Source organism: Shewanella sp. W3-18-1 (assembly GCF_000015185.1).
Classification (GTDB): Bacteria; Pseudomonadota; Gammaproteobacteria; order Enterobacterales; family Shewanellaceae; genus Shewanella; species Shewanella putrefaciens.
The window spans coordinates 3,653,595-3,678,352 of the sequence record NC_008750.1 but is presented as its reverse complement, the minus strand read 5'-3'; the positions used below and the strand labels follow the sequence as shown (position 1 = coordinate 3,678,352).

Below are 24,758 nucleotides of genomic sequence, written 5' to 3'. Positions count from 1 at the left end.
CAATATATCTCAATTGGAAAAACGAAAATAAAAAGCCGCGCTTTATCCTATAAAGCGCGGCTTTAGTATGAGTATCAACTTAAATTTTAACTGGGATTCGCTCTAACACTGCCAGTAGCAATGTCCAATATTGGCCGACAGTGGTGATGTTTACCATTTCGTCTGGGCCATGTGGATAGCGAATGGTGGGGCCAATCGAGACCATATCCATCTCTGGATACGGTTTCTTGAATAGACCGCACTCGAGACCCGCATGGATCACCATAATCACAGGCTCTTTGTGGTAAATATCTTGATAGGTTTCACGTACTATCGCCATTACAGGTGAACTGTTATCTGGTTTCCAACCTGGGTAAGCGCCGCTTAAATCAATATCGGCTCTGGCTAAGTTAGTTAACGCAGTTAACATACCTTCGACTTGGGTACGACCAGAATCGATCAGTGAGCGGATAAGGCACAGGATAGTGACTTCTTCATCGTTAGTGCTGATAACCCCAACATTGAGTGAAGTTTCAACCACACCTTCAACTTCATCACTCATGCGGATCACACCATTTGGGCACACATGCAGCAAATCGATCAGGGTATTTTGGCTGTTTTCACTCATTACACGTTTTGGCGTTGGGATAGTGTTTAACACTAAACGCATATCTGGGTCGGCAATGGCTAATTCGGTACGGATAAGCGCTTCAAACTCTGCGACTTTTTCGTTTAAGGCGCTGACGTTTTCTTCTGGCAACATAAAGCTGATATTGGCTTCCCGTGGAATAGCATTACGCAGTGAACCGCCGCTAAATTGGGTGAGTTCTAACGCTAACTCATCGGCATTTTCAAACAGAAAACGGGCCAATAGTTTGTTGGCATTGCCACGACCTAAGTGAATGTTCACCCCAGAGTGACCCCCTTTTAAGCCTGATAAGTGTAGGCTAAAGGCCGAGTAACTTTGCTCAGACGCTTGCCACACCATAGGCAGGGTGATTTGAGCATCGACGCCACCGGCGCAGCCCATATAGATTTCACCTTCTTGCTCTGAATCGGTATTGATGAGGATCTCCGCATCTAACATACCCGCTTGTAAACCAAAAGCACCTGTCATGCCTGCTTCTTCATCTATCGTCAGCAGCACTTCTAATGGGCCGTGTTTGATATCATCTGAGCCTAAAATGGCTAAAGCCGATGCCATACCAATACCGTTGTCGGCACCTAAGGTGGTGCCTTTGGCTTTAACCCAGTCGCCATCCACATAGGCTTCGATAGGATCTTTAGTAAAGTCATGCACTTTATCGGCATTCTTCTGTGGCACCATATCGATATGGGCTTGAATTACCACCGTCTTACGATTTTCCATACCGGGCGTCGCAGGTTTACGGATGATTAAGTTGCCAACGGCATCTTCGACTACGGCGAGTTGCTTATCTTTAGCCCACGCTTGGATGTGCTGGCTTAAGGCTTGCTCGTGTTTAGAAGGGTGGGGAATCGCGCAGATCTGTTCAAACCATTGCCATAATGGTTGTGGGTATAACTGACTTAAGGCTGTCACTTGAGTGTCCCTCATAAGGTCTTGTGGGTATAGGGCAAATTTGCGGCCATTCTAGCACATTCTGTGCAGCCAAATAATCACAGCGTCACAGGCTTTTGCTGAGCTGGCAGCCAAAGTTGCCAGTTCGGCTTTTTCTGGGAGTGTCGATACCATTTTTAGATTGGTAATTAGGCGATAGAGCGGGAATAATGCAGGCACAATAATGAAAAAGGATGGGTCATGTTTCAAGTTAACTTCGTTGATGTAAAAGCAGAAAGTGCCATTTTTGATGGTGAAGGCTGGGATGCAGTTGTGGTGGTGACGCCTGATCTGGATTCTATCGGTTTTGATGAGATAGGCTTATTGGCTCAGCACGGTGCCCATGTGGATAAACGTGTCGGTAAGAGCCCGATATTACTGTTTGCCCCAGGGCTGGCGGGAGGTCGCTTAATTATCGCGCCTATTACCCAAGTGAGCGATGAGTATGTAGATGTGCGAGTATACGCCGATGCTGCAAGAGCGGCGATTGCCATTGCAAAAGAGGCAGGCGCACAACGTCCGCTGCTCTATGTGGTGCCATCGAAGGACGCGCGTTTTGGTTTTGCCTCTGAAGTCGCGGCGTTAGCTTGCGGTCAAGAATTATGGCAAACCTTAGAGCTGCGTGAGGCGACGGGCTTAATGCCGGCATTTGAGGCCATAGGGTTATTATCTTCGTCAACCCATAACAGCAATTTACTCAATGCCTTAGAGGCGGGGCGCGTATTAGCGCGGGATTTATGTGGTACTGAGCCAGAGCGTATGTCGGCTAAAGCCTTTGCCGATTATTGCCTGCAATCCTTTAAAGGCAGCGTGATCAAAACTTCGGTAGTGGAAGATAGAGATATTTTAGAGCGTGATTATCCGCTGCTCAGCGCTGTGGCACGTTCTTCTTTTGCCGTTAGTCGTCATCAACCTCGCGTGGTTAAATTAGAATATCAGCCAGAAGGGAAGGTGACTCGCACTTTCTTGTTTGCGGGTAAGGGTGTGATTTACGATACGGGCGGTGCCGATCTGAAAGTCGGTGGTGCTATGGCGGGCATGAGTCGCGATAAAGGCGGCGCTTCTGCCGTGGCGGGGCTATTTAAAACCCTATCAATGCTTAAACCTAAAGGTATTCGAGTGATTGCCGAGTTGGGCTTAGTGCGTAACAGCATAGGCAGCGAAGCCTTTGTGACCGATGAAATTATTACGAGCCATGCAGGCGTACGGGTACGCATTGGTAATACGGATGCCGAAGGGCGTTTAGTGCTGGCGGATTTACTGAGCCATTTACGGATTAAAGCCGTGTCGGCGGTGCAGCCTGAACTATTTTCGGTTGCAACACTCACAGGCCATGTTGTGCGTTGTTATGGCGGTTATCCCGCGGCGGTAGAAAACTCAGTAGCAAGTTTGCAGCAATGTGCCATGACTTTACAACAGCAGGCGAGTCAGTGGGGCGAACCCTTCGAAGTGTCGACCTTACGCCGTGAAGATTTTGCCAAAATCCGCGATGTCTCTGGCGCTGCTGACATCTTATCTTCCAATAATGCGCCGTCATCGGTGACAGCCCGTGGACATCAATATCCTGCAGCGTTTTTATTGAAGGCGTCGGGGCTATTTGATCACGGGATAAATGCACCTATTCCCTTAGCTTATACTCACTTAGATATTGCCGGCAGTGCGACCGAAGGGGATCCGCTGTATGGTAAACCGACGGCCAGTCCACTCGTGGCGCTGTATCAATATGTGATCAATCGATAACGGGTCGCAACAAATAGAAATAATTCTGTAATATTTTACTTATTAGGTGGTTACAGGATTATTTCTGTTTTTATGTGAAGCAGATCGCCATTAACCCCAGTATAATTGTGTAATTTAATTACATTAAAAAGCCTTAATGAAAAAAAATACAAATAAAGGTTGTAATAAAACTACAAAACCATATAATTGCTTCCGTGGATTAGGCACTACGCCTTTCCTCTCTAGTCTATCCAGGATGGATATTTTTCTCCAAGGACCCGAGTGACAAGTCGTCTCAACGGATTTGAGAATCTCTAGTTCCAAGGAACCGAGCCAAGCTTCACTAGAGTACTTAATCACAACTAATTTAGGAGCATTGACTATGTCTTATACAGGCAACAACCATTTTTATTGGCAAAACACTTGGTTTAACACTGATGTTTTGCGTGGCGGTTTATTCGCCATGAGCTTTAAGGCCTAACCCTCCTTAAAGTGTAAGTTTCCATCATCCATCAACCTTTGTATCGCCTTTTTTGGCGTGTTTAGACTCAAGTAGCATATCGGTGTTTTTGCATGGGTATGCCAGGTTTTTCCCGCTAGCGCGGTAATGTACTTCCCCGAAAGGGACGCTTGAAATATGTCTTTGCCTGCTCATTGAGCAGGCTTTTTTTTGCCTGTCGTTTGTTGTGCTGGATTAATTGTTACTATTTACTAGTGATCCATCGTCCTTTCATTTTAAAAAACTATCCCTATAGGCTCGACGGCGGCATCCATGCCACCAACGGTCACAAGCTAAAATCGCAGCTAAAATCGAGCCACCCATGGTAAATCGCATGATTTAGGATCCTCTACTAGACTCAGTAAAAGTGTTGATGGGAGGATTTGCTATGCCGCGCCCAAGAAGAACTCAGATCAGTGTTGAGGACACGCCTTTCTACCATTGTTGCAGTCGTGTCGTTCGACGTGCTTTTTTATGTGGCGATGATGATTACTCAGGTAAAAACTATGACCATCGCCGAGCTTGGGTTGAGTCGTTATTGTTTAAACTTGAAGCGATTTTTGCGATAGATGTGGTTGCCTTTGCGGTGATGTCCAATCATCTACATGTGGTTTTACGCATTGATGTAGAGACAGCAAACCGCTGGAGCGATAGGGAGGTGCTTGAGCAATGGCATAAGTTATTTAAAGGCAATGAATTAACGCAAAAATTCGCTAAAGGTGAGTTGGTCGAGGCCCATGAGGTCAACAGATTAAAACATAGCATCGCGACGTATCGAAGCCGTTTATGTGACATCAGTTGGTTCATGCGTTGCTTAAATGAGCCGATAGCAAGGCAAGCAAATCAAGAAGATAACTGTACAGGTCGTTTCTGGGAAGGCCGTTTTAAATCGCAGGCCTTACTCGATGAGACCGCAGTTTTAGCCTGTATGGCGTATGTTGATTTGAATCCTATCAGAGCTAAAATGGCCGATACACTGGAGCAATCAGATCACACCAGTATTCAACTGCGTATTCGGGCTGCATTGAAAGGTGAGCAGCCCAAAAATCTACTGCCTTTTATTGGTAATGAACGCGAAAACCAGCCCAATGGCATTGCGTTTTCATTAGTAGATTATCTTCAATTGGTGGAGGATACAGGTCGAATTATTCGAAATGACAGATGTGGTGCTATCAGTGACAATAGCGCCAAGTTACTGACAAGGTTGAATATCCAACAAGACAACTGGCTCAAGCTCACCACAGAGTTTGGCAAGTTGTTTCATGGCCCTGTGGGAACATTGCAAGAACTTACCGATTACTGTGAGCATTTAGAGAAGCGACGACGGCACTTTGCGTCTTGCTGTCAGCACCTCAAAGCTGGCTGACTTCGAGCCTATTCATCGGCTTTACCTTTTAAAACGGCCAACCAGACAATGGGTTGGGCGACTCTTACTAAAAATCACCATTTTTCCATCAAATTGCCCGATTTAGTCGATCATCATCCATTTGAAGCATACCTTGTCAGTCTTTTTGCGACTAAGTGACTTTCCGTTGCTTGAAGCCAAGCCCAGAGTGCATTATGTTGTTGTTTTAACTTGGGTGGCTTAATTTATTGCTTTTTTAGAAGACCGGGGTACTAAACAATGACCAATAAAACGCTATCTGAAAAATTTCAAAGCACGATGGGGCAGCCCGTAGAAGTTGAAGGTACAAAAGCATACCCGATCTATAGTTTTGAATTAAATAAAGAAAAGCAGATAACCCTCAAATGGGTTAGCACCCAGTCTAATCTGAAACAGGGAATACAAATAAAAATAGATAAAGGTGTTATAGAAGTAAACGGTGAAAAATTATCAAATATCATACTGTGGGAAGACACTAGTCCAACAGAGGTATCATTCCGATGCTTACCAAAAAAAAAACGCCAAGCTAAAGGTATGGAATGTTTGGGACGTTGACGGAGTGACTCAAGCATGGGTAGGAAATGCTGGAATGGATATTTTAGAATCAAACCATAAGGTTAGATTGAGTTGCAGTGATGGCTCTGGAGATGTCAATTTCCAAAATGTAGTTGTTGAATTGAATGCTGATTGATTTCGGACAAAACGGATAGCAATAAAAGTTTGTGCTAATCAGCCCCATTTGCTTGGGGCTTTTTCTTGCTTGCAACTGGGCAATTTGACCAGCAGTCTGAGCAGTCATTGCTAGTAGAACTGGGCAGTGGCGGCCAGCAGGGCGGGCAATTTGTTGCAGTGCCATCACATGGTGGCACTGGCGCAATTGATCGCTTCTGCTGTCCATGAGTGATCACGTCTACTGTTTTGAACCGCTCAGTCTGCTGCGAGTTTTAACCAAATAGATCATTCTTGCAAAGAAGAGGGATAGCTTGTTCATCGGTTTTGATACTAACTTTAAATAATTGCCTTACAAATATTAATCCGAATCCAATTAATTAGAGTAAAAAATCTAGCAAGGTTTTGTCCAAAAGTGAGTTTATGTTTAATCGAATGACTTAGCTTAAATCTAATCAGTCTAAGATAATGAGGCTTAATTAACTCGTCATTAAGCCCTGAAAAAATACAAAACAAACCCTGCCCAACTTAATAGTAAGAGCGTTATGGCAATCCAAGTTGCGGTGGTGAATTGATTTTGAGATTCTAAGGTATCGTCTGAATCCTCTAGATCATCAATGTTATTAACTGTGCGAGATTTTGCTCTCAACTGTTGTTTACGTGCTTTATCCCGTTCACGAGCTTTGGCTTTTTGAAGCTTTTTATACTCGGCGATGCCTTTTTCAATCCCTTGGGCGATGAGTTTTGTTTGCTCTTTGGTTTGTCCCGGTTTTTGGGTGGCTTTTGCTGCAATCATTGCTTCTTGCTGGGTTTCTGTCGAGATAGTGGGTTTCATTTGGATTCTGCCTAAGTTACGCGGCGGTGGCGAAAAGTTATCGCTAAAAGTGTAAACGTAGCGATTATACCCACATTGGACTACAAAAACGTAAGTTGATTATCCTGATTTCATTAAAAAATCAGTGGATGCCCCCCCTGTGGGGCAGGGACATATATAGGCTCGTAGTCCCATACTTCTCGAATGATATCTACCGATAGCGCTTCAGTTGGTGTACCTTGGCTTACTATTTCTCCTTGTTTTAATACGATTAATTGGTCGCTATAGCGAGCCGCTTGGTTTAGGTCATGCAGTACTACTATCACAGTGTAGGCTTGTTGGTGAGCTAAGTTTTGCGCTAACTCAAGCACTCTATGCTGCTGGGCGAGATCTAATGCCGATGTCGGTTCATCTAATAACAGTATGGGAGGAAAGGGCGATTGACTGAGCTGAGTTAACACGCGGGCGAGTTGGACTCGCTGTTTTTCACCGCCCGAAAGGGTTGGATAGCTGCGCTTAGCCAGATGAGTTAAACCGACTTCAGCTAGTTTTTGCTCAACAAGAATATCCCCTTCTTTTTTACTGAGAGTTAAGGGGTATAACCCCATAGCAACGACTTCAGTCACACTAAAGGGAAACGTTAAACTCGCGTGTTGTGGCAGTACCGCTAAGGATTTTGCCAGATCGCTCCTTGGCCAATCCACTAGTTGGCTATGACCGAGTTGTATGCATTGCCTAGGCGTGCTGATTTCTTGGCAAAGTGCTTTAAGCAAGGTTGATTTTCCTGCACCATTAGGGCCGAGTAATGCCGTAACTGCGCCTGATTGAAATTGCACATTTATGTCCCGTAATACGGCTTTTTGTCCAATGGATACATTTAGCTGGCAAATATTCAACTGAGTACGCGTTGCATCTACTGTGCTGGAATAACGCGTCTCTGAAAGATGGCTAGTCAACATAAAAGGGCTCGTTTAGGTTAACTTACTGCGTTGTTGCAGTAATAAAAAGATAAAGAAAGGCGCGCCAAGCAATGCTGTGACCAGCCCTACGGGTAATTCCGCTGGTGGTAAAAACGCTCTGGCACCAATATCGGCAAGTGCCAGTAAGATGGCGCCTAAAAGTGCACTGAGCGGGAGGAGTTGCCTATGATCTGGGCCGAGTATCATGCGTACCAAGTGAGGTACCACTAAACCGATAAAGCCAATAATGCCTGTTGCTGCGACGCTAACTCCCACACCGAGTGCGCAGAGTAAAATCAACCTAAGTTTGAGCCTATCAACATCGATCCCAAGATGACGAGCCTCAGCCTCCCCCAGTAGCAAGGCATTTAGCGCCCTCGCATCTTGATAAAATCGCCAACTGATAAAAACTAAGGTCGCCACACACAGGCTGACATATATCCATTGTGCTCCTGCAATAGAGCCCATTTGCCAGAGGGTGAGATCCCTCAATGCCATATCATTTGCAAGGTAGGTGAGCACACCAATCCCCGCTCCAGCCAGTGCGGCTATTGCAACACCTGAAAGCAATAGGAGCACGACTGAGGTTCCCGTTGGGCTACTGGCAAGGCGATAGACAACAAGCGTTGTTATTAAGCCTGTAACAAAGGTACTTATTGGGATCATTAAGGGATGGGTGTTGGGTAATAGCACAATACAAATGGCGGCACCAAGCGCAGCGCCAGATGATACGCCGATAATGCCGGGATCCGCCAAGGGGTTACGGAATAACCCCTGCATCACAGCTCCACATTGGGCAAGTATTGCTCCCACGGCTAATGCCAGTAATGTCCGTGGCAGACGCACATTATTGATGACAAGTTGTTCATGTGGCGCAATATTGCCGATATTTTGCTGGGTCGCCCAATTGACCACTGCACGCAGGGCATCGATTAAACTGATACTTACGGGGCCTGTGCTCACTGAGAGTAAGCAGCTTAAGCCTAACAGTATGGTTAGGCCAAGCCAGAGCCAATGGGTTACTTGCCAGCGATTAAGCTGCATCGTGACTATTCCTATTTTGAAGGTGTTATTAACGATAGGGACTGTTGACTATGATTGATGAGTGTCGTAGCAAGTGTATCTGCTGCATTTATTGCACTTAATCCGAGCCCTCCGAGCAGTGCTTGTGCGGCAAGATTTTGAATATGTCCGTTTTTACCTGCAGGTGTATGAGCGATTAGGGGCATTTCTTGCAGCAACTCTTGGGTAATTTGCTCATTGGTTTTTTCATCGGGGGTATCGCTTCGTTTTGACAATAGGATAATGTCGGGTTGTAAAGATAAAATTCCCTCTTGAGACAGGGTCTTATAACCCTCAAAGTCGGCGATATTCGTCGCACCGGATAACTCAATAATGATATCTGCCGCGGTACCTTTTCCGCCAACCCGTGCGCCGCGCCCTTCTTGCAATAACATAAACAGAATTTTAGGCGGGGTAGTGGCATGGTGAATTTGCTGTTTTTTAGCGTGTAAGTTTTGAAGCTGTATATGTAAATCCTGTTTTAATTTAGTTGCATTATCTTGGCGATCAAGTAACAGACCTAATCTATCCACATTGTCCATTAACTGTGATTCATCGGTTGTTGCGGGTAATTGCACCACTTTAATATTGGCCTGTTTGAGTACCTTAAGCGTAGTGTCAGGCCCCATCACATCTGAGCCGATAACCAGTGTGGGGGAAAGCGCGATAATCCCCTCAGCGGAGAGCATTCTGTGGTAGCCCAATTTAGCAACATGGCTCAATTGTTCAGGGAGATAGCTGGTGGAGTCGATGGCAACTAATTTATCACCAGCATCAAGTGCAAGTACCAGTTCAGTGACACCCGCCCCCGCACTCACTAACCTGATATCTTGCTCGGCACTCACGGCATTAAGGGGTAAACCTATAGCGGAAAAAACCAGTGTCGATGAAAAAAATGCCGTGGTTACAATGCGTGATAGTGATTTATGTGCATGACGTTGTAGCCGATTATTGAGGTGATTTAATCTATTGTTATATCTCAATTGAGTGATGCATTTTAACGTGATAGTGCTGATAACACTCGCGGTTTGGTACAACATAATAAACTCCTTATTCATTTATTCTCCGCCGATTGCTATGCGCGGTTTGCTACTTGTTAACGTGCACTATTGCTCGTTCTCGGGATTATTGTTCCATCAAGATTTGAGTCTGGCTGATGGATTGTGCTTGCAGAAGCGCCAGTAGTTGCATTAAAGGTTCTACGGGCGCGGCTTTGTCGGCCGCAATAATCACGGTTGCTTCAGGCATCGTCTGAAAACGCGCGGTAAAGGCGGTGCTAAAAGTCGTTAAGTCAGTAAATGGTTCACCATCAATAGCCCAATAAGGGGCGATTGCCATGATATTGATGGCAATCGTAGGTTTGTTTTCTACCACGCTAATGGCAGAACTTGGGCTCTGAGGCACATCTACTTGTAGTGGCTCGCAAACATAATCCCGCAAGCTTGATTACATCCGGTTTTCCCGACTCAGATTAATTGATAATAAGCCAAGTGCTCGGCTCACAATCAGTGCCAATGAGATTTGCCGCTGTGCCATCGGGCTTGAATTCATCTAGCTAGGCTCACATTAGGTACCAACAAATGACTTGAGTTGCGTAAGTACGGTTTTCGTCATAATGTCCATTTCTAACAGTCTCTCCAGCGTATCCATGACCATCACTTCGTTTTCAGGTTGAATGTCTTCTGCAAGCCACCGCTCACATTGCTGCTGAAATAAACTCAGCGAACCCAGCTGTTCCTGGTAAGCTCTTTCCGTTCTGATTAGCTCACAGGCCGAAAACAAAAATAGATTACCCTTTGCTTTCTCCAGGTTGAGGGTCTGCTGTTGGGTACTGCTGTGCACTTCCTCAACCATTTGAACAAGTAAAGGCAGCATGCTAATCGGCTGCCACTGTATCTTTTCAGACATAAAGTTCCTTTAAATGGGCAGCCCAGCTTCCCGCAAGTCCTGCGTAATTTCTTTGACCCGATTAGCATCCAACTCACCTTTAAAAAATTTCCGAAGCTCAGCCGGTTTGTAATGAAACTGATCCACCAGTACTTTTTCGCTGTAGCCATGCCGGATAAGACGTGGCTCTATATCATTGATCCGTCTGGACAGGGTTAAATCCAACACGTCAACCGTGATAGGTTTCACACCCACATTAAAACCTTCTTCCAATGCCAGCGATAAGTGTTGCTCAATTTGCAATGGTGTCGTCAATCGCTCTACCAGGTAGTCGATGGCCTGTTCCTCGATGACATCTGTGGGTTTGGTTTTATCATCTGTGCAATTGTCCAGCAGCCAGTACACGTACTCGCGCAAGTTGCCCTGCATAGCATCTAATGACACGACAATGGTCCGATAACCTACTTCTTCCATCGTTGGGCCTTTTAAGTCATTTTTTAGCTTTGGATGACCGGCTAATAAAATTGACAGTTTGCCACCACCGTCTCTGATCACTTCCATCAACCGTTTTAATCCCGTCAGCGTACGATGATGCAAATCATGGGCTTCGTCCACTAACAGCACCACTGGCTTTTTGACATCCTGAATTAAGTCGCGTAATTCACGTTCCCGCTTCTCGCCGAGTTTGGGTACCCGATAGTCTTTATCTCCGCTGACATCATAAAACAGAGCGGTGATCAGCGTTCCAAGATTGGTCTTTGTCTTCTCGACAGACAACGATTTTGCAACAATGACTTTTTTCTCTTTCGCCAGTAAGTCTTGCAGTCGTGATAATGTCGTGGTTTTACCGCTGCCGACTACACCGGATAATGCAATCAGCTGCCCCTCAGGGATCACCTTTTTGAGCTGATTAAAGATCCGCCGCTGGTGCTCAGTTTCGAAATAGTCCGCGTCCCGAAAATACTTAATAATGCCGTAGTGCTCCATGACTTCAAGTTGCATGAGTGCTATCTCCTTTTGGATGGAAGTACGATTTCAGTCGTGCCATGACAACGGATTTTTCCAATGTTTCATCCAAAATGGCTTCTATAAAGTCCCGATCTGTTTGGCTTAACAGCGCCAGTGGCTTACCGAGATAGTCTGCGATGGCGAGCTTTGCTTTGAGTACACTTGAGTAGCTCAGGTCGTTATAAGGATCAGGGTCTGCAAACGGTTTATCCGCAATAACATTCACGGTTTTAAGCATCGTTTTGAGGATGGCCACATTTTGCTCGTCCCCAATATCCCGCAAGCTCAGCGACTTTGCCAAAGTTTCTAATTTATCTAATTTTTTCTCAGCCTGAGTCTTTTTAAATTTCCGGTACCGGTAGAGAGGAATAGGACCGCTGACTGGAAGATATGCTCCGTACCGCTTGCCTTCATGTTCAACAAATAGTTCGTCGTCAAACAGCCCCCACCAGAGTACAACCCGTTCACCGGCAAGTTCCGGACTGATTTCATAAACGGTGCCATCGACGCTGATCCTGGCATCAATGCCGACAGTACGTTGCTCCGGTTCTCTGGCAAATGCACAAAATCGCTCCCAGCTGCACATGCTTTGAATACCAGAAGGCGGAATATTGAGTTGCCAGTCCTCCATGCGGGAATGAGTCTCTAAACGGTGCGAGTGGTCGTTATATTGCTTTAGGTATTCCCGCAGCATGTCATTGGCTTCGACCTCATTTTTGGGTTCCCGCAGGTGATAGAGCACTTCATGGCATTCTTTGACTGTCCGAAAGGCTCGCTCGACTTTGCCTTTTGAACGGGCAGTTTTGCGCCTGTCAGTGGCGCTTGCAGGTTCATGGACTTTCAGCTCAACGCCCAAAAATACCATGACATTGCGAAATACACGGCTTTTAGCGATGGGACCATTATCCAGATAGATGGTTTTCGGGATACCACGGAATGGAAACTCGCTGTCAGACTTCGCACTCATGGCATTGAACAAAAACAGTAAGGCCGCTGGCGTATCCTCGCCATAGACGTTCCGATATTCCTGATAGCAAACCCCGCTGCGGTCATCGACCACGCTGTAGAGCATCAGCAGCGGCCTGCCTTTTTGTGGATCAAACCAGAGCGGTTCCTGCACATGCTTCAAATCAGATGGGCTTAGATCGAATTGCCAGCATTCATTGCTATATGTGGCTTGGAACCGGACCGCAGGCGTATCTCTGAGTACTTGTTTCGGATTAAAACCCCATTGCTGCAGGTAACGATTGACGGTTGCTTTGTTCAATCGTCCAACCGGCACTTTGATGAACCCATAATCCGAGCCAACACCTGTGCGCTCCAGCAGTGCAATCGCATTGGCTGTTGAAAGATGACGGCCATTTTTATTCATCGTACGGATCTTCAGCGCCGCAATGATTTCGCAATACTGTTCCAGTTCAGCCTGCGGAATGGCTCTGGGTTTACCCGCATCGCTGCGGCGGATGGATTTTGGCTGGTACAAATTGCGTAAGTGTCGGTACAAGGAACTTTCTGAAATGCCGTAGAGGGCTGTGGCCTGTGCAATGATGTCACGTCGCTGAGCACAGCGCGGCGGTAAGCCTTCCAATCGATGGTAGAGATCAATCAAAACTTCCTGTGCAATGCCGCGCTTCGCTGAGTTCATGGCATCACCTGAGCCCAACACTGCCAATACCAACTCCCTGAAGTCGTAGGTATTTATAAAGAGTGGTCTTGGAGATATTGAGCTGTGCGGCAATTTGCTGCGCACTGAGACTGCCTTGCTTGTATAATGCTTCTGCCGCTATTGCCACATTTTGGGCGTCTTTGCTAAGTCCTGCTGGTCGCCCTCCGTTGCGTCCGCGTGCCCGAGCCGAAGCCAATCCTGCTTTTGTGCGCTCCCTAATCAAATCCCGTTCAAATTCAGCGATGGAGGCAAACACATTCGTGATGAGACGCCCTTGTGGCGTGGTGGTATCCACTGGGTCGTTAAGACTGCGAAGGCCAATCTGCTGTTCGGTCAATTGGTTCATCAAATGCACCAAATGCTGTAACGACCGTCCGAGCCGGTCCAGTTTATATACCACGATGATGTCGCCAGCTCTGAGCTGACCAAGTAAATCATCAAGGCCAGGTCTTTTGGTTTTTGCGCCGGAAGCGATATCTCTAAAAACACGTTCACAACCGGCGTTTTTGAGCGCGTCTTCCTGCAGGTCAAAACTTTGCCCTTTGGTGCTGATCCGGCAGTACCCAAAAATCATCAGATAACCCTGAATCGTTCATTTAATTGAATGAAAGAGTATGGTTCTGAACGCTGATTTCATCAACCAGTTAACTGAACGGTTTTTTGAGAATTTTTTTCAGGGTTGCATGCACCTCTTGTTGGTTCATAAATACGTTCATTTTTATGAACCAAAAGAATGAGGATCGATTTTAAAGAAGATTGTTTTATTTTCAGACGAAATTAGGCCAGTGTTATCAACTGGCCGTTGTCAATTTCATCCAGCACAGCAGGACAACTCATTCACATCTTTGTGAAAGGTTTGAGCGCAGAGCTTGATCCCTTCAACCATGGTCAAATATGGAAACAACTGGTCAGCTAACTCAGTGATAGTCATCCGATTGCGGATAGCTAGAGCTGCAGTTTGGATCATTTCTCCGCCTTCATGGGCCAAAAGTTGTGCACCAATCAGTCTTCCTGTGGTCTTTTCAATCACGAGCTTGATAAAGCCGTCAGTTTCGAAATTGGCCAGTGCTCTGGGTACATTTTTCATGTCGAGTACCCGGCTGTCCGTGTGAATACCCTGCTGTCTGGCCTCAACTTCCGTCAGTCCGACGGTTGCAACCTGCGGATCGGTAAAAATGACCGCCGGCATCGAGGATAGGTCAAGTTTACTCTCGCCACCGGTCATATTCATTCCTGCGCGGCTACCCGCCGCCGCAGCGACATATACAAACTGCGGCATAGTGGAACAATCACCTGCGGCATAAACCCCTGGAACGCTTGTTTCCATCATCTCGTTAACGATGATCGCCCCGTGTTTGTCTGTCCTGATCCCAACTGCATCGAGGTTAAGACTGGCTGTATTTGCATGACGCCCTGTGCATATTAGAAGCTTGTCACAGCGTAAAGTGCCTGCATTGGTTTTCAAGGTAAACTGCCGTCCGTCATGGGAAACATGTGACGCCTCGGTATGGTTTAGAACCCTGATACCTTCATTCTCAAAGCAGTCTGTTAATTTTTCACCGAGTAACGGCTCATCGCGATAAAGAAGCGTGTGTCTGGCCAATAGGGTAACGTCACTGCCTAAACGGCGATAAGCCTGAGCAATTTCCAGCGCAACGACAGAAGATCCAATGATGACCAGATGTTCTGGTAGTTCAGTCGCAAACAGCGCTTCAGAAGAAGTCCAGTACGGGGTTTCGCTCAGACCTTCAATAGGTGGGATGGTCGGGCTCGAACCGGTAGCAATCAGCACCTTGTCAGCGTGTATTTCTTGTTGGGAGCCATCACTTTTGCTGACAATCAAAGTGTTCGCGTTTTTGAAAGTCGCCCAACCTTTTATCAAACTCAGTGCCGGATTGATATCCAGAATATTTTGGTATTTTGCCACGCGTAATTCTTCGACAAGCGCTGTTTGTTGCTCAGCCAACAGTGCGCGATTGAGCTGGGGTGAATGATTTGCCAATCCGATAAAAGGATTGTTTCGTTGTTGCTGCGCCAGTTGTGCGGCGCGGATCAGGATCTTGGACGGGACACAGCCGACATTGACACAGCAGCCGCCAATAACATCCGCACCTTCGATGAGCGTAACCTTAGCTCCTCCGTCAGCAGCTTTAATCGCACAGGCAAAAGCACCAGAGCCACTGCCAATGATCACCACCTGTTGTGGGCTGATATTTTCTGTATTGCTGAGATTAGTGTTGTCAAAACAAGTTTGAGGTTCTGGATTGACTTGTGCAGCATAACCCAGAGTTTTAACCGCCTTGACGAGATCCGCCACACTTACCTTCCCGTTTGTGGTGACCGCTGCGCTGGCATTTGCATAGGAGATCTCAACGTTATTCACTCCTTCGGTCGCATCGAGCGCATCTTTAATATGGGAGACACAGCTTGGGCAGGTCATCCCTTTTATCGATAACAAGAGCATTTTCGTTCCTCAACAGCACAGATGTATTTTCTGCGATTGTTAATTATTGCAAACCAACAAGCTCAGCTTATCGCCGAAACAGTGTCCGTAATCGTAGTAGTCTTTCCGCGCTTTACTCTTTGACCGTTGACGGATAACCCGCGTTAGTGGTGGCTTCAGTCAGTGCTTTCACCGTGGTTTTTTCGTCATCGAAGGTGACTACTGCTAACTTGGTGTCAAAGGTGACTTCAGCTTTACTGACGCCCTCGACATTTTGTAAGGCTTTTTTGACCGTAAACGGACAAGTGACGCAGTTCATGGTCGGAACTTCCAACGTAACCGTTTTCGTTTCGGCTATAGCGCTCAGGCTGGTCAACGTTAGCAAAAACAACAAGGTGATTTTCTTCATCATTCGCTCCAATAACGTATAAAACGTTAACAAAATTGAGGGTAAAAAGTATTCAGGCGAACCAGACAATCCAATAATTGCTGGTGACTAACATTAATGCTGTGAGTGCTGATAACCAAAAGATCACCTGCCTGCGTTTTCGCACTTGGGGAACTGCACAGACTGTTCCTGGAGCGCACATGTCAGTAGGTCGATAGACCTTCCAGCCAGCAAATCCAAACGAGGTTAAAACCAGCAGAATAAAAATAGGGCGATAAGGTTCTAACATGGTCAAATGACCAATCCAGGAACCACTCACCCCAAGTAGCAACAAAACGAAAGGACCGGCACAACAAACGCCTGCACCAATAGCCGCAACTATTCCACCGATAACGGGGAGATTTGACTCTTTTATGGACACGTTTTACTCCTGGGATTAGAGCTATCGGTGTCAGTGTAGATGCCGTACCATAGTACGGAGTCAAGCCCAATCGGTGGGTTTAGTTGTTATGTGGTTGTAGGGATTCGATAATGGGGCAATGGGTCTGATCCGGATTGGATGCGCATTGGCTCAGCAGGTGATGAAGAACAAGTTCCAGACTCTGCAGATCTGCAATCTTTGAGCGGACATTGGCAAGCTTGAGTGTGGCCACGTCCTGAACGCCCTGACATGGGGTATCATTGAGTGTGAGCAGATGATGGATTTCTTCCAGTGTGAACCCTAACTCCTGCGCCCGCTTGATAAATCGAAGCCGATTCAGGGTAGTGACAGGATACCGGCGAAACCCCTGTGTCGGTTTACCAGGCTGTTCAACAAGACCGCGGCGTTCGTAGTAGCGGATAGTTTCAACGTTAACGACAGCTGCATTAGCTAATTGGCCGATTGTATACAAAGTTACGTCCATTTACCGTACTTACATACGGTCTATTATAATCCAAAATTAGCCATCAATAACATTAGTACGAGATTTTGCTTCCTGAGGATTTCGATCAGCTATAACGCTGTTCATTGATAACCTCAATGCTGGTTGCTGGTCACGGCAACTCCAACATTTGTAAATTTATGCGACTGTCCACTGAGCATAATGAATGACAACTGTAGCCAGTTAATGTGAGCCGATAAGGATAAATTCAAGCTCGTTATTAATTCTGGATATCTCATTAGCAGTGATTGTGAGCCGAGCGTTCGGCTTTTTAACAGTTAATCTGAGTCCGAGAAGCCGGATGTAATCAAGCTCGCGGTATTATGTTTGCGAGCCACTACATCTACTGGCAAGCTGAGTAGTTGACTATTTGCCGTGAGTAGCAGAAACACCAACACGATAAAAATAATGTCGATGAGTGCCGTTAAATCGATATTTGGTAGCTGATCGGGTGTGGATATCCCATTGGGAGTGATGGATTTATCTGGGGTGATCATCATTGAGGCTCGGTGTGGGTATTGAGCGGCTTAATAGGGTTATTAGCTCGCTCAAACGCTTGATATGTATTGGCATTGATAGAGATATCTTCGATACCTGCTAACCAAAGATTAAGTTGATTCAATATATGGCTAGTGCGTAGGCATTGCCCTTGTGCCCAAATTCCAAAAAGATGGGCCGCGGTAATGGCGGGTACGGCAATAATGAGTCCGGCTGCAGTGGTGTTCATCGCAAGTCCTAAACCGGCGCTGAGTTGCGCTGGCGTCACTGGGCCTTGGGATTGACCGAGTTCTGCAAACATATCAATCAATCCTAAAACTGTGCCAAGTAATCCAAGTAAAGGGCTAATAATGCCAATCACTTGTAGTACCTTTAGCCCTGCCTGTAGGTCACGCTGCTGCTTATTGAGCCACAGACTCAGTAATTCTTCCCTGAGTGTTTTAGGTTGGTGAACTTGCTTGAGCAGTAAGGTGGCACCGCGGGCAAGTAAATCGTTTTGCACACTTGTTTGTTCGAGCAAAGTATTAATGTTTTCTGTTGTTGCCGTTGAGGTTGAACGACGAAGATTTTTTATCCATGCCTGTTTTTGCGGCAGGATAGATAACAAGGTTTGATGTAAAAATAAGGCACTACGTTCAAGACAGATCATTAACGCGAGAAAAGCGCATAACAACAATGGCCAAGTCAGTACGCCAAGCTGTGTTTGTAAAGTTGAAAAGTCGGTCATGGGCATTAAGTCTCTATAATCATGATAATTATCATTTGAGCGGTTTGTTTAACGGTCGCCATAAATGGTTAATTGAGTGCAAAACGGATTGGGACTCTGACCTTATAATGACTTGCCAGTTTTTGGGGTGGCGCTTCAAATTGCCAAGTCTCAACGGCTTCAAGTGCGGCCTTGTCTAACAAGCTAAATCCTGAACTTTTCACTAGGGTAAGTGCTAATTGCTCACCCCATTCGTTAAACATGACTTCTACCATTGCTGTGCCTTCTAACCCTTTTTTACGTGCAATGCGTGGATAATTGGGTCGAGGTGGTGGCGTAGTAAAAAGCGGTTTTTCTAATTCCACTATATTGGTTTTAATGCTGGTGGTTTGGTGAGTTGATTGAGTTAACTCGGCCGCCATTTCAGTCTTGGCTTGTTTTTTTTCTATATGATTTGCTGTTGTTATTTCAGAAAGCTGAGATAAGGTGGCATCGGCTAACCTCGGTTCAGCCTCTGTGGGTGGATTAACGGTTTTAGCTTGGCTTGCCGTTTTAGCTGAAGAAGGTTTGAGCATAGGCGTATCAACTGATGTTGATTTAATGCTGTGGTTTTCAACTTTTGCGGTGATGGTTTGTTCTGTATTTGATTCCGTGCTTTTGGGTGGCGTGATAATAGGTTCAGTAGCCTTAGTTTTTGCCACGTCAGTTTTCGCCACGTCAGGGTTAGCAAGGTTTTTCACCGGCATCGCTAAACTTAGGCTCACATGATTTGCGCCACGGTTTAGTGTGGAGGCAGATGTCATCGATATCGCATTCAATTGCTGTGGGACGATAGACGGCTGTGAGGCAATAACCCCAGATTGGATAGCGATAGTTAACGCGCCAAAGGCCAAATATCGTTTTGGTGTCACAGTAATCTCACCTCCTAAAAAGAAATACATCCCAGCGTTTAAGCATTTTCGCTAATTAAGATACTGCAATATAAATAAGATCGCAAATGATAATGATTACCATTTGATCTACTTTATTATCTCAGGTAGAGTGCCAGCAATTGCTTGAATAGGTGCTCAAAAAAGCAGCTATCTCGCCAATAATACCCATTTGCACTTTTTATTGAGTGTTGAGTCAGGGGAATTGAATGGATATAACGAGATATCACTTGAGGATAAAGAGATGAAAAAAAAGCCATTAGTCATCGCGATGGCGGTAGCGCTGAGTAGTTCGACGCTGAGTTTTACATTAGCAGCCGAAGACGTTACTAAGGCAGAGATTCAAGAGAGTGCCGATAAAAAACTGATTACTACTGAGTTTGATGAAGTCCTTGTGAGTGCGACACGCATCAGTGAAAAAGCCTCCGAAACTAGCCGTAGCGTGGCCGTTGTGGGTGAAGAACAGCTTGCGATTGCGCAAGCTTCTTCTGTGGCAAATGCGCTTAAACATGAGGCCAATATTTCGCTGACTAATGGCCCAAGAGCTTCATCGCAAGGGGTTGAAATCCGTGGTTTAAGTGGCGATAGAATTCTGCAAACGATCGATGGTGCAAGGCAAAATACCAGTTCAGGTCATAGGGGAACATATTTTATGGATCCTGAACTACTCAAATCGGTTGAGGTATTGCGTGGACCCGCGAGTAGTTTGTGGGGGAGCGGTGCCCTAGGTGGTGTAGTCGCCCAGAATACTAAGTCCGCAAAAGACTTTTTAGCCCCAAATGAGAAATTTGGTGGTTATCTTCAGCAGGGATATGAAACCAATGGCGATCGCGTTAAAACCAGTGGTGCCGTTTATGGACAAGAAGGCACGATTGATTGGTTACTCAATGGTTCCTATTTCGATTCAAATAATATTAAAACTGGTAACGATGAAACCCTGATCAATAGTGCATCCGATGGTGGCAGTGGTTTGGCTAAACTAGGTTGGCAAGCTGACGAGGCATCACGGTTAGAATTATCAGCAAGGGTTAATAAAACCAACGAATTAGTACCAAGTAATCCCTCTACTGTGGTCAGCAGTTCAGTTCCCTTAGTTCGTCGCCAAACGGATGATCAAAATATCACTTTAAATTATAGCCTTAACCCTACTAATAACCCTTATTTGGACACTAAAGTACAAGTGTATTGGAATAGTACGGACTACGACGAAGACCGCGTGACTAAGGGGCAAAAGGACAGCACTGAGTTTAGAACCGTAGGCGTAAATCTGAATAACAGTTCGCGCTTAGGCAATACCAAGTTGACCTATGGCGTTGATGGTTACCGCGATACCATCGAAACCGTTCGTGACGATAGCGGACAAGTCGGGCAACGCCCCGGAAACATTGATGGTGAAAGCACTGTGTGGGGGGCTTTTACCCGCGCGGATATTGAGTTGACTAAGACCTTCAACTTAGATGCCGCCCTGCGCTATGACAACTTTAAAAATGACAGTAATAACCTCAACATGTCATCGGATGATAATGAATTATCACCTTCTCTTGGTTTGAGCTGGCAGACTCAACCTTGGTTAACATTAAGTGCCCGCTATGACCAAGCGTTCCGCGCGCCTACGGTGGAGGAAATGTATTCCAGCGGGACGCATTATTGTATTCCGCCTATCCCAGGATTCTTACCCCAAGGTCTGTGTAACACCTTTGCGACCAATCCGAATTTAAAGCCTGAAACCGCTCGTAATAAAGAAATTAAAGCGGACTTACGTTTTAGTGACTTGGCGGGTGATGATGAACTGGCGGTGACCTTAAACGTCTTCCGTAACGATGTTGACGACTTTATTGTGCAGCAGGTTTCTAACCCTTGGCGTGGTATTCCAGGATTTGAGCAAACCACGTCATGGAATAACGTCGAAGATGCTCGTTTAACGGGTTTTGAAATTAGTGGCCGTTATCGCATTGGTCAAACTCGTTTAGCCATGAATTATGGTCAAACCCATGGCGAAGATCGTAAGACAGGGGAATATATTGAAGGAATACCTGCCAATAAATTCAATGTCGACTTATCTCAAGGCATTATGGATGGCGATATGAAACTGGGCACCCGAGTCACCTATGTCGCCAGTCAGTCAAATACACCTGATGGATACAGTGTGGCGAAATACGATGATTACAAACTGTGGGATATCTACGTTGCATGGGAGCCTACTATGGGGGTGATGTCGGGTGTGAGAGTGGATTTTGCCGTTGAAAATATCGGTGATGAACAGTATCAACAGGCATGGCAAACCTTGTATCAGCCAGGGCGAAATATGAAGTTATCGGCGCGTTATATGTTCTAAATGCCGGTTTGAGGAGCAAGATAAAGATGACCCTTGATACCCATATCGTGGCAAGTATCGAACCCGATACAGAACAGGTCGCGCGGCATAGCATGCTTAGACAGCGATTTGAACAGCAAGCCGATTTAATGCCAGCGCAACTTGCGAGTGAATTAGGCATTGCCGAAATGGAAGTGGTAGCTGCATTACCGCCAGAACAAGTGGTTTTTGTGCCACTAACGCAGCTCGATACTTTGCTACAAATGCTGCCAGAGTGGGGAAACTTAACCACGATTGTGATGCTTTCTGGCTGTGTATTTGAATTTAAAGGTGACTTTCCTCAGGGCAAATATGCCCACGGTTACTACAACCTCTACAGTAAGGGAGATGGGCTACATGGGCACCTCAAGTTAGATACCATGCGTGGTATTGCACTTATTAGCCGTCCTTTTAGGGGGAGTGAGAGCCATTCGATCAACTTCTTCGGTAGCGAGGGGGAGGTTGTGTTTAAGGTGTATCTCGGCCGTGATAAACAAAGGGCGCTATTTCCTGAGCAAGTGCGACAATTTAAAGCATTAGCGGCCCGTTTTGTATTGTCAGATTTAAGCTCGAATGCGTAAAAATTAACCAAATTTAAATAAAAGGAGCAAGGTCAATGAAAACTGAAATGACTGAGCAAGAACAGCGTTTAAGGGACAAACTATTACCCGAAATTGAAGCCTTTAAGCAGCAAAAGGAAACCCTGCAATTAGCAACCGTTGATATTCATGGTCAGCCCAATGCTAGTTATGCTCCCTTTGCACTGGCCGATGATGGATTTTATATTTTGGTCAGTGATCTCGCCAGACATGGCCATAATCTAAAACATTCAACCAAAGTGTCAGTGATGTTGGTTGAAGATGAAGCTGCCGCAAAATCTGTCTTTGCCCGTAAGCGTTTAACCTTTGATGCAATTGCCGAGGCCGTGCCCCGTGATACCCCTGCTTTTAGCAAAGGTGTTGCCGTGTTATCCGCTCGTTTTGGCGAAATGTCGGATAATCTTGCGGCCTTGACGGATTTTAATTTATATAAACTTGCGCCCCATCAAGGGTTATATGTGAAGGGTTTTGGTCAGGCATTTACTTTAAGTGGTGCAGAACTCTTAGATGTGGATTGGAAGCGCGATGGTCACCATGGCACTCCCAAAACGCCAGAAAGTATGCAAGTCGCTTAGGCTTTTGTCTGGTTATTTGCCAACCTAATGTAAGCCCATTCAACAATGCCAAATTCGTCATTCCTGTGAATTTGGCATTTGCGTTTTTAAGTTAATATCGCAATAGTACAGATTCCCCCTTGAATTCTTCTCGAATAGGCAGCATTTCTATTATGCCTGAATGACAGTTCCCTACCCGAAGGATGCCTCGCGTGCATGAGCCTACTGCTAAATCATCTGAATCCATTAAAACTGACATAGCTAAAAATCCAACCTCAAAGATACGGCAACGATCGGTATTACCTTGGATTGCGGGTTTCCTTAAGCCATATCAGTTTAAAGTGGTCGCCGCGATTATCTTTTTGATGATAGGTTCACTCGCTTGGTTGTCACTCGGCCAAGGAGTGCGCTTGATGGTGGACGAGGGCTTTGTGCGTGATAATGCACAGCGATTAAATGAAATCATACTGTTAGTGCTTGGGATTACCGCCATCAGTGGCACGGCGGTGTTTTGCCGTTTTTATTTAATGACTTGGCTTGGTGAACGCGTTAGCGCCGATATTCGCCTTACCGTTTATAATCAACTGCTTAAACTCTCTCCGGCGTTTTACGCTAAGGTGCGAACTGGTGAGGTGATCTCCCGTTTTACCGCCGATTCTACCTTGCTTCAAACTGTCGTAGGTTCAAGCCTTTCGATGGCACTGCGCTCTGGCGTGACTGTCCTTGGTGGTTTAGTGATGATGGGTATCACTAGCGTAAAGATGACCTTGCTGGTGCTATTGGCTGTGCCTTTAGTGCTAGGGCCAGTGATCTTTTTTGGTCGAAAAGTGCGAGTCTTAGCGCGGGAAAGCCAAGACAGGGTTGCCGATCTTGGCGCTTATGTGGATGAAACACTCCATGAAATCCACACAGTGCAAGCCTATGGACATGAGGATAAAGATCGCAGTTTATTTCATACCCGCGTTGAAGATGTGATGTCGGCGGCCAGCGGTAGAATTCGATATCGTGCACTGCTTATTTCATCCGTGATGTTTTTAAGTATCGCAGCGATTGCTATGGTGACTTGGGTTGGCGCCCATGATGTGATGGCCGGTAGGATGACAGGAGGTGAGTTGTCGGCCTTTATGTTTTACGCAGTGATGGTTGCGGGCGCCGTGGCAACGATCAGTGAAGTGATAGGTGAGATTCAACGGGCATCTGGTGCCGCCGAACGATTAATTGAACTGGCTGAAACGCAAGTAGATATTCCCGTTGCAACTCATCCAGTGAGTTTACCTGCCGATGTTAGTGGTGAGCTAGTTATTGAGGGACTCAGTTTTGCTTATCCTGAGCAGGACACCTTAGTGCTTAAAGACGTTAATATGACGATTACCGCCGGTGAGCGGGTAGCCTTAGTGGGGCCGAGTGGCGCGGGTAAAAGCACCTTATTCCAGTTATTACAGCGCTTTTATGTGCCTAGCGCAGGCAGTATTCGGCTCGAAGGGATTGATATTGCTAATCTTTTACCACAGGATTTGCGTGCACAGTTTGCCTTAGTGCCGCAGGACTCTGTGATCTTTGCCACTAGCGTGCTTGAAAACGTACGTTATGGACGAGTCGATGCCACCGAACAAGAAGTGATAGATGCTTGTATTGCAGCCCGTGCCCATGAGTTTATTAGCGAATTTACTGAGGGTTATCAAACCTATTTAGGCGAGCGTGGAGTGCGACTTTCAGGTGGGCAAAAGCAGCGGATCGCTATTGCGCGGGCGATTCTAGCTGACAGACCAATATTGTTACTCGATGAGGCGACCAGCGCCTTAGATGCCGTCAGTGAGCAGAAAGTAAAGCAAGCGCTGGATGTATTGATGGCGAATAAAACCACCTTGATTATTGCCCATCGCCTATCGACGGTCATCAATGCGGATAGGATTTTTGTGTTCGATAAGGGCGAGATTGTCGCCAGCGGCCGCCATCAAGCCTTGATGCAATCTAATGCGCTATATCGTGAATTTGCCAGTTTGCAATTGTTAACCGAAGAGGCCAATGCCTGCGCAATCAATGAGACCACTTAGGGAAAATAAAACCCAGTCGCTAGTTAATCTAGCTTACTGGGCATGTTATGGTGCGTTGGTTTTTAAGTTTTGTTTGTAAAAGCGGT

23 protein-coding genes and 2 pseudogenes are annotated in these 24,758 nt (G+C 46.0%); 7 read left to right on the top strand and 18 right to left on the bottom strand.

What is annotated here, in order from left to right; genetic code table 11:
• Positions 1-79: 79 nt before the first annotated feature.
• Positions 80-1,540 carry an aminoacyl-histidine dipeptidase gene (locus tag SPUTW3181_RS16745; RefSeq protein WP_041408243.1) on the bottom strand — a complete coding sequence of 487 codons (1,461 nt, stop codon included), beginning with the start codon at positions 1,538-1,540 and terminating at the stop codon, positions 80-82.
• 219 nt (positions 1,541-1,759) lie between these two features.
• Between SPUTW3181_RS16745 and SPUTW3181_RS16740 the strand changes: the two genes are divergently transcribed.
• The 3 genes from SPUTW3181_RS16740 to SPUTW3181_RS16730 all read left to right on the top strand — a co-directional run bounded on the left by SPUTW3181_RS16740 (position 1,760) and on the right by SPUTW3181_RS16730 (position 5,715).
• Entirely contained in the window at positions 1,760-3,298 is a 1,539-nt protein-coding gene (locus SPUTW3181_RS16740; protein ID WP_011790485.1) for a peptidase M17, read from the top strand.
• An 866-nt stretch (positions 3,299-4,164) separates the two neighbouring features.
• Entirely contained in the window at positions 4,165-5,142 is a 978-nt protein-coding gene (locus tag SPUTW3181_RS16735; protein ID WP_011790483.1) for a hypothetical protein, read from the top strand.
• A gap of 258 nt (positions 5,143-5,400) precedes the next feature.
• Positions 5,401-5,715 (top strand): hypothetical protein, encoded by a 315-nt coding sequence (locus SPUTW3181_RS16730; RefSeq protein ID WP_041408242.1) that lies wholly within the window; start codon positions 5,401-5,403, stop codon positions 5,713-5,715.
• Between the two features lie 49 nt (positions 5,716-5,764).
• On the opposite strand, the gene SPUTW3181_RS22010 is transcribed toward SPUTW3181_RS16730, so the two are convergent.
• The 17 genes and pseudogenes from SPUTW3181_RS22010 to SPUTW3181_RS16650 all read right to left on the bottom strand — a co-directional run bounded on the left by SPUTW3181_RS22010 (position 5,765) and on the right by SPUTW3181_RS16650 (position 19,124).
• On the bottom strand, positions 5,765-6,058 hold the full coding sequence (locus SPUTW3181_RS22010) for a hypothetical protein (protein WP_011790482.1): 294 nt from the start codon (positions 6,056-6,058) through the stop codon (positions 5,765-5,767).
• A 261-nt stretch (positions 6,059-6,319) separates the two neighbouring features.
• Complete coding sequence (locus SPUTW3181_RS16725; RefSeq protein WP_011790481.1) at positions 6,320-6,664, bottom strand: DUF2956 domain-containing protein; 345 nt, start codon at positions 6,662-6,664, stop codon at positions 6,320-6,322.
• 113 nt (positions 6,665-6,777) lie between these two features.
• Positions 6,778-7,602 (bottom strand): heme ABC transporter ATP-binding protein, encoded by an 825-nt coding sequence (locus SPUTW3181_RS16720; RefSeq protein WP_011790480.1) that lies wholly within the window; start codon positions 7,600-7,602, stop codon positions 6,778-6,780.
• A gap of 12 nt (positions 7,603-7,614) precedes the next feature.
• Entirely contained in the window at positions 7,615-8,646 is a 1,032-nt protein-coding gene (locus tag SPUTW3181_RS16715) for a FecCD family ABC transporter permease (RefSeq protein WP_011790479.1), read from the bottom strand.
• A gap of 11 nt (positions 8,647-8,657) precedes the next feature.
• The gene (locus SPUTW3181_RS16710; RefSeq protein WP_011790478.1) at positions 8,658-9,704 is read right to left on the bottom strand and encodes an ABC transporter substrate-binding protein; all 1,047 of its coding nucleotides are present in this window, start codon (positions 9,702-9,704) and stop codon (positions 8,658-8,660) included.
• Positions 9,705-9,789: 85 nt separating this feature from the next.
• A pseudogene (locus tag SPUTW3181_RS16705) lies at positions 9,790-10,080 on the bottom strand (biopolymer transporter ExbD); the annotation flags it as partial.
• A gap of 150 nt (positions 10,081-10,230) precedes the next feature.
• Entirely contained in the window at positions 10,231-10,572 is a 342-nt protein-coding gene (locus tag SPUTW3181_RS16700; protein WP_011790476.1) for a hypothetical protein, read from the bottom strand.
• Between the two features lie 9 nt (positions 10,573-10,581).
• Positions 10,582-11,553, bottom strand: a complete 972-nt coding sequence (locus SPUTW3181_RS16695) for an ExeA family protein (RefSeq protein WP_011790475.1) — start codon at positions 11,551-11,553, stop codon at positions 10,582-10,584.
• Complete coding sequence (locus SPUTW3181_RS16690; RefSeq protein WP_167313644.1) at positions 11,543-13,183, bottom strand: DDE-type integrase/transposase/recombinase; 1,641 nt, start codon at positions 13,181-13,183, stop codon at positions 11,543-11,545. Before SPUTW3181_RS16690 ends, SPUTW3181_RS16695 begins: the two co-directional genes overlap by 11 nt.
• Before the next feature lie 25 nt (positions 13,184-13,208).
• On the bottom strand, positions 13,209-13,799 hold the full coding sequence (locus SPUTW3181_RS16685) for a recombinase family protein (RefSeq protein ID WP_011790473.1): 591 nt from the start codon (positions 13,797-13,799) through the stop codon (positions 13,209-13,211).
• A 237-nt stretch (positions 13,800-14,036) separates the two neighbouring features.
• On the bottom strand, positions 14,037-15,689 hold the full coding sequence (gene merA, locus SPUTW3181_RS16680) for a mercury(II) reductase (RefSeq protein ID WP_011790472.1): 1,653 nt from the start codon (positions 15,687-15,689) through the stop codon (positions 14,037-14,039).
• Between the two features lie 112 nt (positions 15,690-15,801).
• The gene (gene merP, locus SPUTW3181_RS16675) at positions 15,802-16,077 is read right to left on the bottom strand and encodes a mercury resistance system periplasmic binding protein MerP (protein ID WP_011790471.1); all 276 of its coding nucleotides are present in this window, start codon (positions 16,075-16,077) and stop codon (positions 15,802-15,804) included.
• Between the two features lie 52 nt (positions 16,078-16,129).
• Complete coding sequence (locus SPUTW3181_RS16670) at positions 16,130-16,477, bottom strand: mercuric transporter MerT family protein (RefSeq protein ID WP_011790470.1); 348 nt, start codon at positions 16,475-16,477, stop codon at positions 16,130-16,132.
• A gap of 79 nt (positions 16,478-16,556) precedes the next feature.
• The gene (gene merR / locus SPUTW3181_RS16665; protein WP_011790469.1) at positions 16,557-16,961 is read right to left on the bottom strand and encodes an Hg(II)-responsive transcriptional regulator; all 405 of its coding nucleotides are present in this window, start codon (positions 16,959-16,961) and stop codon (positions 16,557-16,559) included.
• Positions 16,962-17,317: 356 nt separating this feature from the next.
• Positions 17,318-17,476, bottom strand: a pseudogene (locus SPUTW3181_RS16660) (biopolymer transporter ExbD); the annotation flags it as partial.
• A complete protein-coding gene (locus SPUTW3181_RS16655; RefSeq protein WP_011790467.1) occupies positions 17,476-18,210 on the bottom strand; it encodes a MotA/TolQ/ExbB proton channel family protein in 735 nt (244 codons plus the stop codon). The pseudogene SPUTW3181_RS16660 and the gene SPUTW3181_RS16655, both read right to left, overlap by 1 nt.
• A gap of 62 nt (positions 18,211-18,272) precedes the next feature.
• A complete protein-coding gene (locus SPUTW3181_RS16650; protein ID WP_011790466.1) occupies positions 18,273-19,124 on the bottom strand; it encodes an energy transducer TonB in 852 nt (283 codons plus the stop codon).
• A gap of 232 nt (positions 19,125-19,356) precedes the next feature.
• Here SPUTW3181_RS16650 and SPUTW3181_RS16645 point away from each other — a divergent pair, with 232 nt between their 5' ends.
• The 4 genes from SPUTW3181_RS16645 to SPUTW3181_RS16630 all read left to right on the top strand — a co-directional run bounded on the left by SPUTW3181_RS16645 (position 19,357) and on the right by SPUTW3181_RS16630 (position 24,672).
• Positions 19,357-21,447: a TonB-dependent hemoglobin/transferrin/lactoferrin family receptor gene (locus tag SPUTW3181_RS16645; RefSeq protein ID WP_011790465.1), complete on the top strand. Its 2,091-nt coding sequence runs from the start codon at positions 19,357-19,359 to the stop codon at positions 21,445-21,447.
• A gap of 26 nt (positions 21,448-21,473) precedes the next feature.
• Complete coding sequence (gene hutX / locus SPUTW3181_RS16640; RefSeq protein WP_011790464.1) at positions 21,474-22,046, top strand: heme utilization cystosolic carrier protein HutX; 573 nt, start codon at positions 21,474-21,476, stop codon at positions 22,044-22,046.
• A 35-nt stretch (positions 22,047-22,081) separates the two neighbouring features.
• The gene (hutZ, locus tag SPUTW3181_RS16635) at positions 22,082-22,639 is read left to right on the top strand and encodes a heme utilization protein HutZ (protein ID WP_011790463.1); all 558 of its coding nucleotides are present in this window, start codon (positions 22,082-22,084) and stop codon (positions 22,637-22,639) included.
• A 224-nt stretch (positions 22,640-22,863) separates the two neighbouring features.
• Positions 22,864-24,672, top strand: a complete 1,809-nt coding sequence (locus SPUTW3181_RS16630; protein WP_227498164.1) for an ABC transporter transmembrane domain-containing protein — start codon at positions 22,864-22,866, stop codon at positions 24,670-24,672.
• The last annotated feature ends 86 nt before the right edge of the window (positions 24,673-24,758 follow it).

Coding starts and splice junctions, on each gene's coding strand:
- hutX (WP_011790464.1), top strand. CDS start 21,474: ATGACCCTTGATACCCATATCGTGGCAAGTATCGAACCCGATACAGAA.
- SPUTW3181_RS22010 (WP_011790482.1), bottom strand. CDS start 6,058: ATGGACAGCAGAAGCGATCAATTGCGCCAGTGCCACCATGTGATGGCA.
- SPUTW3181_RS16695 (WP_011790475.1), bottom strand. CDS start 11,553: ATGCAACTTGAAGTCATGGAGCACTACGGCATTATTAAGTATTTTCGG.
- SPUTW3181_RS16720 (WP_011790480.1), bottom strand. CDS start 7,602: ATGTTGACTAGCCATCTTTCAGAGACGCGTTATTCCAGCACAGTAGAT.
- SPUTW3181_RS16725 (WP_011790481.1), bottom strand. CDS start 6,664: ATGAAACCCACTATCTCGACAGAAACCCAGCAAGAAGCAATGATTGCA.
- SPUTW3181_RS16730 (WP_041408242.1), top strand. CDS start 5,401: ATGACCAATAAAACGCTATCTGAAAAATTTCAAAGCACGATGGGGCAG.
- SPUTW3181_RS16700 (WP_011790476.1), bottom strand. CDS start 10,572: ATGTCTGAAAAGATACAGTGGCAGCCGATTAGCATGCTGCCTTTACTT.
- SPUTW3181_RS16715 (WP_011790479.1), bottom strand. CDS start 8,646: ATGCAGCTTAATCGCTGGCAAGTAACCCATTGGCTCTGGCTTGGCCTA.
- SPUTW3181_RS16710 (WP_011790478.1), bottom strand. CDS start 9,704: ATGTTGTACCAAACCGCGAGTGTTATCAGCACTATCACGTTAAAATGC.
- SPUTW3181_RS16740 (WP_011790485.1), top strand. CDS start 1,760: ATGTTTCAAGTTAACTTCGTTGATGTAAAAGCAGAAAGTGCCATTTTT.
- hutZ (WP_011790463.1), top strand. CDS start 22,082: ATGAAAACTGAAATGACTGAGCAAGAACAGCGTTTAAGGGACAAACTA.
- merP (WP_011790471.1), bottom strand. CDS start 16,077: ATGAAGAAAATCACCTTGTTGTTTTTGCTAACGTTGACCAGCCTGAGC.
- SPUTW3181_RS16685 (WP_011790473.1), bottom strand. CDS start 13,799: ATGATTTTTGGGTACTGCCGGATCAGCACCAAAGGGCAAAGTTTTGAC.
- SPUTW3181_RS16650 (WP_011790466.1), bottom strand. CDS start 19,124: ATGTATTTCTTTTTAGGAGGTGAGATTACTGTGACACCAAAACGATAT.
- SPUTW3181_RS16735 (WP_011790483.1), top strand. CDS start 4,165: ATGCCGCGCCCAAGAAGAACTCAGATCAGTGTTGAGGACACGCCTTTC.
- SPUTW3181_RS16655 (WP_011790467.1), bottom strand. CDS start 18,210: ATGCCCATGACCGACTTTTCAACTTTACAAACACAGCTTGGCGTACTG.
- SPUTW3181_RS16645 (WP_011790465.1), top strand. CDS start 19,357: ATGAAAAAAAAGCCATTAGTCATCGCGATGGCGGTAGCGCTGAGTAGT.
- merR (WP_011790469.1), bottom strand. CDS start 16,961: ATGGACGTAACTTTGTATACAATCGGCCAATTAGCTAATGCAGCTGTC.
- merA (WP_011790472.1), bottom strand. CDS start 15,689: ATGCTCTTGTTATCGATAAAAGGGATGACCTGCCCAAGCTGTGTCTCC.